Source organism: Delftia sp. DS1230 (assembly GCF_040112715.1).
Taxonomy (GTDB): domain Bacteria; phylum Pseudomonadota; class Gammaproteobacteria; order Burkholderiales; family Burkholderiaceae_C; genus Comamonas; species Comamonas tsuruhatensis.
The window spans coordinates 3,505,118-3,517,673 of the sequence record NZ_CP157763.1 but is presented as its reverse complement, the minus strand read 5'-3'; the positions used below and the strand labels follow the sequence as shown (position 1 = coordinate 3,517,673).

The following is a 12,556-nucleotide window of genomic DNA, read 5'->3' as shown; positions in this document are numbered from 1 at the left end:
GCCGCTTTTCCGGATTCCACGCCACGGGGCGCCTCTCGAATGCAAAAAATCATTGCCCAAATCGCCGCAGAACTGAATGTCAAGCCGCAGCAGGTGGGTGCCGCGGTCGAATTGCTTGATGGCGGAGCCACGGTTCCGTTCGTCGCGCGCTACCGCAAGGAAGTCACGGGCGGACTGGACGACGCTCAGCTGCGCCAGCTCGACGAACGCCTGGGCTACCTGCGCGAGCTGGAGGACCGCCGGGGCGCGGTGCTCAAGGCCATCGACGAGCAGGGCAAGCTGACCGACGCGCTGCGCCTGGCCATTGCCAATGCGCCCACCAAGCAGGAGCTGGAGGACATCTACCTGCCCTTCAAGCAAAAGCGCCGCACCAAGGGACAGATCGCCAAGGAATTCGGCATCGAGCCGCTGGCCGACAAGCTGTTTGCCGACCCCACGCTGGACCCGCACAAGGAGGCCGAGGCCTTCTGCAAGCCGGCCACCACCCTGGACGACGGCAAGCCGGGCCCCGATTTCTCGACCACGTTGGCCGTGCTCGATGGTGTGCGCGACATCCTGTCGGAGCGCTGGGCCGAAGACCCGGCCCTGGTGCAGAAGCTGCGCGAATGGCTGTGGGAAGACGGCCTGCTGCGCTCCAAGAAGGTCGAATCCAAGAACGAGAACGACCCCGAGGTCGCCAAGTTCCGCGACTATTTCGAATACGACGAGCCCATTGGCCGCGTGCCTTCGCACCGCGCGCTGGCGGTGTTCCGCGGCCGCGCGCTGGAAATCCTCGAGGCCAAGCTGGTCCAGCCCGTGGAGCCCGAGCCCGGCCAGCCCAGCCTGGCCGAAGGCAAGATTGCCCTGCACCTGGGCTGGAGCCACGCCAAGCGCGCCAGCGACGACCTGATCCGCAAGTGCGTGGCCTGGACCTGGCGCGTCAAGCTCAGCCTGTCCACCGAGCGCGACCTGTTCTCGCGCCTGCGCGAAGACGCCGAGAAGGTGGCCATCAAGGTCTTTGGCGACAACCTGCGCGACCTGCTGCTGGCCGCCCCTGCGGGGCAGCGCGCCGTGATCGGCCTGGACCCGGGCATCCGCACGGGCGTCAAGGTGGCCGTGGTGGACAGCACGGGCAAGCTGGTGGACACCACCACCATCTACCCGCACGAGCCGCGCCGCGACTGGGACGGCTCCCTGGCCGTGCTGGCCCGCCTGGTCGAAAAGCACCAGGTCAACCTGATCGCCATCGGCAACGGCACGGCCAGCCGCGAGACCGACAAGCTGGCCGCCGACCTGATCAAGATCGCCAGCAAGGCCGACCGCCAGATCGAGAAGGTCGTGGTCAGCGAGGCCGGCGCTTCTGTGTATTCCGCCAGCGAGTTCGCCTCGCAGGAAATGCCCGACGTGGACGTGAGCCTGCGCGGTGCCGCCAGCATTGCGCGCCGCCTGCAGGACCCGCTGGCCGAGCTGGTCAAGATCGACCCCAAGAGCATCGGCGTGGGTCAGTACCAGCACGACGTGAACCAGAGCGAGCTGGCGCGCCAGCTCGACGCCGTGGTCGAGGACTGCGTGAACTCCGTGGGCGTGGACCTGAACACGGCCTCGGCGCCGCTGCTGTCGCGCGTCTCGGGCCTGTCGGGCAGCGTGGCCAAGTCGGTGGTGCGCTGGCGCGATGCCAACGGCTCCTTCAGGAGCCGCAAGCAGCTGATGGACGTGGCCGGCCTGGGCGCCAAGACCTTCGAGCAGGCGGCGGGCTTTCTGCGCATCCGCGGCGGCGACAATCCGCTGGACATGACGGGCGTGCACCCGGAAACCTACCCGGTGGTCGAACGCATCATTGCCACCACGGGCAAGAGCGTGGACCAGCTCATGGGCCGCTCCGAAGTGCTCAAGGGCCTGAAGGCCGAGCAGTTCGTGAGCGAGCAGTTCGGTGCCATCACCGTCAAGGACATCCTGGGCGAGCTGGAAAAGCCCGGCCGCGATCCGCGTCCGGACTTCGTCGTGGCCCGTTTCAATGACGGCGTGGAGGACATCAAGGACCTCAAGGAAGGCATGACGCTGGAGGGCACGGTCAGCAACGTGGCCCAGTTCGGCGCCTTCGTGGACCTGGGCGTGCACCAGGACGGCCTGGTCCACGTCAGCCAGATGAGCCACAAGTTCGTCGAGGACGCGCGCGAGGTGGTCAAGACCGGCCAGATCGTCAAGGTCAAGGTGCTGGAGGTCGATGTGGCGCGCAAGCGCATCAGCCTGACCATGAAGCTCGATGCGGCACCGGCCCGGCGCGACGGCCCCCGTGACAACCGCTTCGAGAGCGCAGGCCGCGGCAGCCAGGGCGGGCAGCGCCGTGCGCCCGAGCCGGTGCAGCAATCGGCCATGGCCTCGGCCTTCGCCAAGCTGCAGACCCGCAAGTAGTCCCGCGCACGGCAAGGCAGGAAACGCGATGGCTGCGCATGCACTGGACCTGCAGACGCTGTTGGCACAGGCCCTGGCCCTGCCGGCGCAGCCGCGCATCGTGGCCTTGCTGCTGCGCGAGCTGGTGCCCGAGCAGCCCAGCCTGCGCCGGCTGAGCCAGCTCTTCGCAGCCGATCCTGCGCTGGCCGCCGGGCTGCTGGCCCAGGCCAACGGCCCGGTGTTCGGCATGGCGGGACGTGTCACCGGCATTCCCGAGGCGCTGGCCCTGCTGGCGCCCGCGCAGCTGCGCCAGATCGTGCGGGGCATACCGCTGGGCGTGGGCGCCCATGCCGTGCCGGGCATGGCCATGCCGGCCTTCTGGCGCTACAGCGTGGAAGCCGCCCGCGTGGCGCGAGCGCTGGCCGGCACCGTGCAGGCCAGCCCCACGGCGGCCTATGCCGCAGGGCTGATGCACGGCCTGGGGGAGCTGGCCATGCACATGATCGACCCCGGCCGCGCCGCCACCATCACCGAACTGGTCGGCCCGCTGGACCCGCGTCGCGCCGAGCTGGAAATGCGGCTGTGCGGCTACACATACAGCCATGTCAGTGCGGGCCTGGCCCGCCGCTGGAACCTTCCGCCGCTGCTGGCCGATGCGCTGCAGCACCTGTACGCGCCGCTGGCCCAGCCGGGCTTCGATCCGCTGGCCTGCGTGCTGCACATCGCTGCCTGGCGCGCCCGCTCGCGCGAGGCGCAGTGGGACGAGCGTGCCCTGGCCGTGAGCTTTCCCGGCGAAGTGGGCGTGGCCCTGGGCCTGGACATCGACATGGTCCTGCGCCAGGACCCGGTGGACTGGATGGCCGACACCGGCCTGGACGTGGTGCTGTAGCGCCTCGCTCCTGCCTCAGTGCCTGTGCCAGGGCGCCGGCACCATGTCGAACAGCGGCGTGGGATCGCGCCGGTAGGGCGCGGGGCTGACGGGCGCCATGGGCTGCATGGTCATGGGGTCTATGCGCGCCAGCTGCTGCATCCATCCGATGTCCACGCCGCCGCCCGGTGCGGGGCGCGAGTAGATCAGCTCCAGCATGCGACGCGATGCCACATGGCCGTGGGATGCGGCCTGCTGGTACAGGCGCAGCGCCTCGGTGTAGTTGGCCGGCACGCCGTCGCCGCGGTGGTAGCGCTGCGCCTGCTCCCATTGCTGCTGGGCCGTGACGGGCTGGCGCACCTGGATGTCCTGCTCGCTGGGCGCTCCACTCAGCTGAGGCGTGCGCTGCATGGCCTGCGGCCCCTGCGCTGCAGGCGTGGAGCTGCCCTGCGCCGACACCAGCTGGCCTGCGGGCCGCAGGCGCTCGCCCAGCATCTGTGCATTGGTCGCGGCGCTGGATGAGCGCGCCGCTGCCGCGCGGAACTGGCGCAGCGCTGCCTCGGGCTCGTCCTGCGCGAGCAGGGCCAGGCCCCATTCCAATTGGGCGCCAGGGCTGCCCGAACGTGCTGCGCGCTGCAGCAGTTCCTGGTCGGGCGTGCCAGCCACGGCCAAGGCCTCGCCCACGGGTTCGGCCGTGGACAGCGGCGCCAGGCGCCGGGCCAGCAGCCATTCCAGGTACTGGGCGCGGGCCGGGTCGGTCTTGGCCAGCTGGGCGATCCAGGGTCTTGCGGCCGGTGGGTCGGGCGGCTGGCCGCAGCCGTCCATGGCGCACCAGGCCAGGCCCGCACTGGCCAGCGGATGGCCGGCGCGCTGCGCGCGCTCGAACCATTGCCTGGCCTGCGGCCCGTCCTGGGCCATAGCAATGCCATGCAGTGCCAGCAGGCCCATCACCCATTGCGCCTCGCGCTGCGTGGCCAGGTTCACGCCCTTGCCTTCGGCGCGGCTGCGTAGCTGGGACAGGGCCCGTTGCTGGGCGGTGTCGGAGGTGGATGAGATATTGCTGGTGCCGGGCTGTGCGCTGAACAGGCCGGTGGTTGCCACCCGGATGGGGGCCACCGGCGTGAAGCGTGCGGCAGCCTGCACATGCGCCGGCATGGCGGGCGTCACGCCGGGCGGCAGGACCAGCAGGCCCCCCAGCACGAGCCTGACGGACAACCGCAGCGCAGTTGCGAGCCGCTGCGCACGGGCGGCGCACAGCGGTTCGTGGGCGTGGGACGGCATGGCGTGTGCCTCCGGTGGGTTCGTGGACGGGGCGGTTGTCAGGCGCATCAGCGCTTGGCCTGGGCCGGAACCACTTGCCAGAAGCGGGCCATGCCTGTGTACTGGTCGGCGCCCAGTCCGCTAGCCATGGCCTGGTTGACATCCTCCAGTGTGCGCATGCCCGGGATGGCGATGAAGGCCTTGTTCTGCAGCAGTTGGGGCAGCTTGTCGCTCATGTTCTGCTCGGTGGCAAAGCAGGCCACGCCTTCCTTGCCTGCCGGGCCGGCATTGATCACATAGCCGGGGTTGGGGCTCATCCAGTCGGGCAGGCGCACGGACTGGGCGGCCGTGATCCAACCCGAGCGGTTCACATCGTTGGGCAAGAGCCTTACCACCTCGCCGTCGGCACCCGCCATGAAGCACGACAGATAAGAGGCGCGCGACACGGTGGCGGACAGGAACAGTTGCTCACCCGTCTCGAAGGAGGTGCGCGTGGGCGTGATGTTCTCCAGCCACAGGTCCAGCTTGCGGTCGGGCGCGGGGGCGCCGTAGCGGTAGTCGCCCGTGGCCACGGCCACGTTCTCGGCGGCAGCGGTGACCGGTGCCGCGCTCTTGGTGTTCCAGCCGATGCGCGTCATGTGTCCATCGGCGCTGACGGCCACGAAGTCTCGCAGTGCGCGCTCGTAGGTGCTGAAGTCCACCACGCCATTGACCACCATGCCGCTGTCGGCCTGGAAGCGCCCTATGGCCTCGCGCCACTGCGGGTTGCCTGCGGTGAAGGCCGGTGCGTCGGGCGGCAGATAGCCCTTGCTGATCAGCGATTGGCGTACCAGCTCCTGGTGGATGCCGGCCCCGCCCTCCTCATACCAATCGCGCAGCTGGCGCTGGAAGTCGGGATGGGTCTGGTCCAGCGTCAGGCACTGCCAGTAGGGCAGGCGTGACCATTTGCCCAGCAGTTCGATCATGCCCAGCTCGACCAGCGTGCGCACGGCCGGGCCCGAGCCCTGGGCATAGTCGCGGCCCACGCTGAACTGCACGCCGTAGGAGCCGATGCGGCCGGCCAGATCCAGACCCTGGCTGCCGTTGCCGATGACGACTTCGTTGGCCGAATCCAGGCCCGGAATGATGGTGCGCGTGCGGAAGTCGCCCAGGTGCAGCTCCATGCCCAGCACGGCGCCGCTGCGGTTGGCGCTGTAGCCGGTTTCCAGGCGCGAGGCGCTGGTGCCTATGTCCACGTTGTTGCGCAGCACGTTCTGGTCCATGAAGGACACGGCGCCCGACACATACAGGGCCGGGCGCTGCAGCTGGATCTGGTTGTTGTTGAGCAAGATGGTGGTGAGGTTCTGCACCGTGTCCTGGCGGGCGATGTCCACCTCATAGTCCACGTAGCGGAAGGCGCTGCTGACGCGCGACATCTGGGACAGGGCGGTGACCACCATCTCCTTGGCGGCCACGGCCACGCGGCCCGTGTAGTCGGGCAACTGCTTGCTGGTGATCAGCACCGTGGGCATGTGGCTGTTGCGGAACATCCTGTCCATGCACATCAGCGAATCGGAGAAGCTCGATATGGAGCGCACCGGCCGCACTACCGGGCGGTCGGCTGCATAGACTTTTTCCAGGTATTTGGAATCCTTGCGCGCATCCAGCGGCGCGCAACCCGACAGCAGCACGATGGAGGCTGAAACGGCGCTGGCGACAACCCGCATGCAGCCCTGTCTGCCAGACCATCGCTGGCGCCAAGCCCCTCGGTAGTCCGCGTGGCCGCTGTCTGCCGGCCGGGGCGCGGCATCGTGGCGGGGAAGTCCTGGCGATGGGAGGCTGTTGCGCATGATGGACCTCTGCTGGAAAACGGCGAGCCAGGGCACAGGCGCGTACAGGCGCCGGCGCCGGAAATATGGGACGAGAGTGGCGGGGCGGCCCACAGCCCGATGGCTGGCCGCCGGCCGCGCTATCGGCAGACGTTGACCAGATCACCCTTGAGAACCACGATCTGGTCCTTGGTGGTCTGTGGCCCGTAGCGATTGAATGCGCTTGCGTTGGTATTGCTGGCAATGTCCTGCGTGCAGGTGCGCTTCATGCCGGCACTGCTCATCGTGGTGGTGGTCACCACGTCGGCATCTGTGGCGACGCCCGGAGCATTGTTCATCGACATGGCTTCATAGCGCGCTATCTTGGCCTTGATGTTGATGGGTATGTCGGTCACGGTTTCCAGCCCCGTCGATGTCGTGGGCTTGGCCGTCGGCAGCCTCAGATAGTCCACGGGCTTGTTCAGTACCACCGGGTCTTCGCCCGGAGCGGCTGCGTGGATGGAGGACGCTCCGAGGGCGAGCCAGGCCAACAGGGCAGCCGAGCAGAGAATGGCGGCGTTATGCATGGTGGGCTCTCCTGGTGCGGAGGGCTGGGTCGGTGCCGGGAAGGCTATGCCGGTTGGCCGGGGGCCGTCCGGCAGTTGCCTTCACCCGGCAGCCAGGCTCAGCGATTGTTGTAGCAGGTCACGCAGCCGTTGTTGCTGGAGATGTTCTGCACTGCGGTGGAGCCGTTGCCGGCATAGTTGACGATGCCAGAGTTCTTGGCCGCCACGACCTGAATCGACAGGTCATTCACGTCGACTTCGCCGTAGTTGGAGGCGAGGTTGTTGACGGCCACGGCGCCCCAGCCATTGGCGACGTTCATGATGCCGGTTCCCGAGGCTGCCACGATCTGCAGAGAGCTGCCGCCGTTGTCGATGGACACATTGCCCGCATTGCTGGCCAGATTCTGGGAGGCCTTGCCGCCACCCGTTGCCATGTTCAGCACCCCGCTTCTGTTCAGCACCGTGACCTGGACGCTGGGTCCGTCGATTTCGATCTTGGAGCTGCTGCTGTAGCGGTTGTCTTGATCTGCCATGGCGGCGGTTGCGATCAGGCACAGGGAAAGAATTGCAAGCGATTTCATGATGGCTCCTTGGAAGGATCGGACTATCAGGAAGAGGTGTGTAAGCACCCGTTTTTCAGACACTTTGCGGAGGTTTCCGGCCTTGTCTCCCTGGACCCCAGCTCGTTGTCTGGACTCCAATGTGCTTGGGGTGCCCCTGCCGTTCCATCTCTTGTACGGGGTAGCCGTGAGCGCTGAGCCACGTGGCGGGTACTTACCCGTCCAAACCTTTGGCTGGCGGGCTGCATCGCGTTAAAGCAGCGGCATTGGGAGGTGAATGGAGTTGGGTAGTTTCAAGATGTAACGACAGAAAATTTGCAGTTGCAGCTTCGCTTCAGGCCGTTGATCCGGCGGGCATGGGGCCATCCAGACAACCCGGTGTATCGAATTGCATACGCTCGGTGCAGGCGCAGGAGGAAGGCGTTGAACCGGGGGCTGTCATGGGCCCGGATCCAGGGGAGGATGGTGGGCATCGGGAAGGGCATGGCCTGCCAGGCCCGACAGGCCTGCCGGTCAGGTGATCAAGAAAGTACGGACCCGGCTTCTCACACAAATGTGTTAATTTGCAAGCTACGCAATCTTTCACAAACTTCGTCAAAGATTGTGGATATCGGTGGCGATTTCTCTTAATGTGAAAGGCGCGTATGTGATCGGTTGCGTCATATACATGACGTGACATTTGAGGAGAACAGCATGAATCCATCCGACGTTCCCGCCGATGCCCGTCCCCTGATCGCCGATTCCTCGCGCGCCCAGGCCATGCTGGGCACGGGCCTGAGTTCCGCCATGTGGCCAGACTATCTGGCCGGCCAGCCCGACAAGCCCGTGCGCGTGCTGCTGGTCGATGACGATGCCCACATCCGCATGGTCATTGCCCAGGAAATCATGAACGACCCGCGCACCCTGGTCGTGGCCCAGGCCGGAAGTGTCCGAGAGGGTCGAAAGGCCATTCGCCAGCACGAGTTCGACGTGATGCTGGTCGACCTGAACCTGGGCGACGGTGAGGGCTTCGAGCTGCTGGACATGATGAAGACCGTGCGGCCCACGGCCGAGGCCGTCATCATCTCCGTGATGGAAAACGACGAGCAGGTGCTGCGCGCCTTCGAGCTGGGTGCCACGGGCTACCTCGTCAAGAACTCCTGGTTCGGCAACTACCCGCAGGCCGTGCTGCAGGTGGCCAATGGCGGCGCATCCGTCACTCCCAGCCTGGCGCGCAGGTTGCTGCAGCGCTTCGACAAGACCCAGGGCGCCGAGCCCAAGCGCCGCTCGCCCGACGAGGCAGACCGCCTGTCCACCCGCGAGCGCGAGGTGCTGCGCATGGTGGCCAGCGGCTACACCAGCGCCGAGATCGGCTCGCGCCTGATGATCAGCGCCATGACGGTCAACACGCACATCAAGAACATCTACCGCAAGCTGCAGGTGCGCACACGCGCCCAGGCGGTGCGCTTTGCATCGCTGCGCGGCCTGTTCTGATTGGCTGGCGCCCAGGGGCCCGTGCGGCCCGCCCCGCCGCCGCTTCCCACCGCATGGCCATGAAGGACTCCCTTCGCGCATTGGCAGTCTGCCTGGCACTGGGCCTGCTGCAGATGCTGGCGCTTTGCGCCTGGCTTTGGCAGCAGGGCGACCAGGCTCCGCTGTGGCTTCGCCTGTGCAGCCTGGCCCTGCTGGTCTTGACGGCCTTGCTGTGTGCGATGGGTGCCTCGCGCCTGCGCAGGCTGCTGCTGTGGCGGCGCAGGCGCAGCCCCCGGCCTTCGCGCGAGGTGCAGGCCGAGCGCCGGCGCATTGCCGCCGATCTGCACGACGGCGTGGGCGGCCTTCTGGTGAATGCCATGGCCTTGCTGGAGCCGAGCGAAACCCGGCAGCGCCAGGCGCAGGAGTTGCTGGAGCAGGCCTTGCTGGACCTGCGCCTGCTGGTGGACGCCATGGACGCCGTGGAGGACGCCTTGCCCGTGCGCCTGGCGCGCCTGCGCCACCGGCTGCAGCCCGTGCTGGACCGCCGTGGCATGCAGATCCGCTGGAGCGTGGCCGATCCGCAGTCCGAGCCGGGCCTGCCCGATCTGCCCGATCTTCCTCGAGGCCAGTCGTCCCAGCACCTGCTTGCCATCACCCAGGAGGCCGTGAGCAATGTGCTGCAGCACGCACAGGCCAGCACGCTGTGGCTGGTGCTGCAGCCCCTGGAGCCGGGTATTGCGCGGGCGAACGGCGCCCATCCCGGCGCGCGCCGCGAGCTGCGCTGGGAGTTGCGCGTGGAAGACGACGGCCGCGGCCTGCCGCCCCGTACACCCGATGAGGCGCAGGGCATGGGCCTGGCAGGCATGCACCGCCGTGCCCACGCCATAGGGGCTACGCTGGACCTGGCGCCGCGTGCTGGCGGCGGCACGGTGGTGCGTGTGCGCTGGTGAGCTGGTGAGCTGGCGCGCTGTGGCAGCGGCGGCGGCGGAGTTCCAGCGATTGCGGTGCCCGCTGACAGGGCCGGCCCGCAGCGCGCTGTGCAATCCCACGATGGGCGCAAGTGCGGCAGCATCCACGCACGTATCCAAGCCCTGATGCCTGTCCCCCCATGAATCCACATCCCGACCTCACACCAGCGCCTTCCAGAAAACCAGGCGCTGAGAACGCCGCAGCCGATGCGGCCGGCAACGCGGCCGCTGCCGACGCGGCTTTCGCACGCAGCGTGCGTTCGGCCCTGCCGGGCCTGGCACAGCTGGCCGACATGGTGCCTGCGCTGCGCCTGCTCACCGGCCTGCTGGTGGCCAGCATCATCATCGCGGGCCTGTATTTCGGGCAGGGACTGCTGATTCCGCTGGCCCTGGCGCTGCTGTTCGGCTTTTTGCTCGATCCTGCGGTCTCCCGGCTCAGGCGCTGGGGCCTGCCGCGCATGGCGGCGACGCTGCTGGTGGTGGTCATGGCGCTGGCAACGCTGGCCGGAATGGGTACCTATCTGGGCAGCCAGGTGCAGCAGCTCAGCGCCGACCTGCCCACCTACCAGAGCACCATCCGCGACAAGCTGCGCAGCCTGCGCAGGAATGCCAACATGCCCAGCGCCTGGGACGGCGCCCTGCGCACCTATGACACGGTGGAGCGTGAGATCTCCCGCGGCGCCACCACGCCCCGCGTGCAGAAGGTGGAGATCCAGTCGCCCGAGCAAAAGCCCACGGCGCGCATGCTGCAGTGGCTGGGCCGAGTGGCCGAGCCCGTGACCACGGCCGGCATCGTGCTGCTGTTCGTGATCCTCATCCTGCTGGACCGCGATGACCTGCGCGACCGGCTGCTGCGCCTGATGGGCGGCAACCTGCATGTGGCCACCGACGCGCTGGACGAGGCCTCGCAGCGCATAGGCAAGTACCTGCGCATGCAGTTCGTGGTCAACATCACCTATGGACTGCCCATGGCGGCGGGGCTGTGGTTCATCGGCGTGCCGGGCGCCATTCTCTGGGGGGTGCTGGCGGCCATCATGCGGTTCGTTCCCTATGTGGGCGCCATGATCTCTGCCGCCTTCCCGCTGGCGCTGGCCTTTGCGGTGGATCCGGGCTGGCAGATGCTGCTGATGACGCTGGGGCTGATCATGGCGCTGGAGCTGATCAGCAACAACCTCATCGAGCCCTGGCTGTATGGCAGCAGCACGGGCCTGTCCACGCTGTCCATCATTGCGGCCGCGACCTTCTGGACGGCGCTGTGGGGGCCGATAGGGCTGATCCTGTCCACGCCGCTCACGGTCTGCCTGCTGGTGCTGGGCCGCTACATACCGGCGCTGCAGTTCATGGAGGTGCTGCTGGGCAGCTCCCCCGTGCTGGGTCCGGCCCAGCGGCTGTACCAGCGCCTGCTGGCCGACGATGTGGAAGATGCGGTCACGCTGGCGCATGAACTGGTGGACGCAAGGCTGCCAGCGCGGGCCTCGGCGGACGAACGCTCGGCCGCAGTGGCCGGCTTCTATGACGAGGTGGCGATCCCCGCGCTGCGCCTGGCCACCCAGCAGCACCTGGAGTCGGCCACGGCCGAGCACCGGCTGCGCCTGTCCAGCGGCATGGATGCCTTGGTCGAGGAGCTGCGGGAAAGCCATCCCGCGCCCGCAGACCTGTCCTCGCGGGCCCTGCGCATCCATTGCGTGGGTGCGCGCTGGGAGGTCGATGCCCTGGCAGCGGCCATGGTGGCGCACAGCGAGGCGCTGCGCGGCCACGTGGTCAGCTGCTCGGACTGGGCGCTGGCGGCCGATCCGCAATGGCGCCAGCTGGGGCAGGGCGAGGGCGGCGGCCTGCCGCAGGGCCATGCAGGCGCACAGGCCCTTGCCGAGGCGCAATTGCTGGTGCTCTCGGTCTTCAGCGCCCAGCCCCAGACCGTGGCGCGCCAGATCATGCGGCGGGTGCGCCGCCACTGGCCGCATCTGCGCGTGGTGCTGGCGCTGTGGAATGCGCCGGCCGTGGTGTCCGACCCCGAGTTCGCGCGCCGCTGCGGCGCCGCCGCCTGCGTGTCCAGCCTGCGCGAGCTGCAGTTGTGGGTGGACGCCTTGCGCCTGCCCGACGCGGCAGGCCAGGGCCTGGCCGCGCCCATTCCCGATGACGATGAGCAGCGCGTGCGCCAGCTGCGCGACAGCGGCGTGCTCGGGCCCGACCTGCCGCCGCTGTACCACGAGGCAGCCCAGCAGGCCGCCAATGCCTTCGACGTGAAATGGGCCCAGGTCTCATGGGTCGATGCCGACCGCGTGCACACGCCCGGCAGCCTGCTGGTGGCGGACCAGGGCGACCCCGCATCGGCCGGGATGCCGCGCGGGCAGTCCATCTGCTCGTATGTGGTGCACGGCGGCGAGCCCCTGGTGGTGCACGACGCAGCGCGCGACCCCCGGTTTGCCGGCAACCCCGCACTGCAGGCCATGCGGCTGCGCTTTTACGCAGGCGTGCCGCTCAGGAACCGCCACGGCGCGGTGCTGGGCAGCTTCTGCATCATGGACGACGCACCGCGCGAGGTCTCGCCGGCAGATCTGGAGCTGCTGGCCGTCATGGCCGAGCAGCTGATGCAGACCGTGGAAGTGCGCCGCATGATGGAAAGCGGCGCAGTGCCGGCGCCGGCTCCCGCTCCCGCGTCTGTACCGGCGCCGCCACCGGCCCAGTCACCGGAGCAGTCACCGCCCGGCCACTGAGCCCGCTCACA

9 protein-coding genes are annotated in these 12,556 nt (G+C 68.3%); 5 read left to right on the top strand and 4 right to left on the bottom strand.

Annotated features, from left to right (window positions below):
• Positions 1–39 precede the first annotated feature (39 nt).
• Both AAN986_RS15840 and AAN986_RS15835 read left to right on the top strand, forming a co-directional pair.
• On the top strand, positions 40–2,391 hold the full coding sequence (locus AAN986_RS15840) for a Tex family protein (RefSeq protein WP_047218270.1): 2,352 nt from the start codon (positions 40–42) through the stop codon (positions 2,389–2,391).
• A gap of 28 nt (positions 2,392–2,419) precedes the next feature.
• Positions 2,420–3,259: an HDOD domain-containing protein gene (locus AAN986_RS15835; RefSeq protein WP_016446805.1), complete on the top strand. Its 840-nt coding sequence runs from the start codon at positions 2,420–2,422 to the stop codon at positions 3,257–3,259.
• Between the two features lie 15 nt (positions 3,260–3,274).
• Here the strand turns inward: AAN986_RS15835 and AAN986_RS15830 are convergent, their stop codons facing one another.
• The 4 genes from AAN986_RS15830 to AAN986_RS15815 all read right to left on the bottom strand — a co-directional run bounded on the left by AAN986_RS15830 (position 3,275) and on the right by AAN986_RS15815 (position 7,432).
• Entirely contained in the window at positions 3,275–4,519 is a 1,245-nt protein-coding gene (locus AAN986_RS15830; protein ID WP_047218271.1) for an SEL1-like repeat protein, read from the bottom strand.
• Positions 4,520–4,566: 47 nt separating this feature from the next.
• Positions 4,567–6,204, bottom strand: a complete 1,638-nt coding sequence (locus AAN986_RS15825; RefSeq protein WP_034363952.1) for a DUF4384 domain-containing protein — start codon at positions 6,202–6,204, stop codon at positions 4,567–4,569.
• 242 nt (positions 6,205–6,446) lie between these two features.
• Entirely contained in the window at positions 6,447–6,872 is a 426-nt protein-coding gene (locus AAN986_RS15820; protein WP_016446808.1) for a hypothetical protein, read from the bottom strand.
• 98 nt (positions 6,873–6,970) lie between these two features.
• A complete protein-coding gene (locus AAN986_RS15815) occupies positions 6,971–7,432 on the bottom strand; it encodes a hypothetical protein (RefSeq protein ID WP_016446809.1) in 462 nt (153 codons plus the stop codon).
• Positions 7,433–8,104: 672 nt separating this feature from the next.
• Between AAN986_RS15815 and AAN986_RS15810 the strand changes: the two genes are divergently transcribed.
• From AAN986_RS15810 to AAN986_RS15800, 3 genes are all read left to right on the top strand, one after another.
• Entirely contained in the window at positions 8,105–8,884 is a 780-nt protein-coding gene (locus AAN986_RS15810) for a response regulator transcription factor (protein WP_016446810.1), read from the top strand.
• Positions 8,885–8,943: 59 nt separating this feature from the next.
• Complete coding sequence (locus tag AAN986_RS15805) at positions 8,944–9,813, top strand: ATP-binding protein (RefSeq protein WP_223275273.1); 870 nt, start codon at positions 8,944–8,946, stop codon at positions 9,811–9,813.
• 158 nt (positions 9,814–9,971) lie between these two features.
• Positions 9,972–12,545: an AI-2E family transporter gene (locus AAN986_RS15800; RefSeq protein WP_047218272.1), complete on the top strand. Its 2,574-nt coding sequence runs from the start codon at positions 9,972–9,974 to the stop codon at positions 12,543–12,545.
• Positions 12,546–12,556 lie beyond the last annotated feature (11 nt).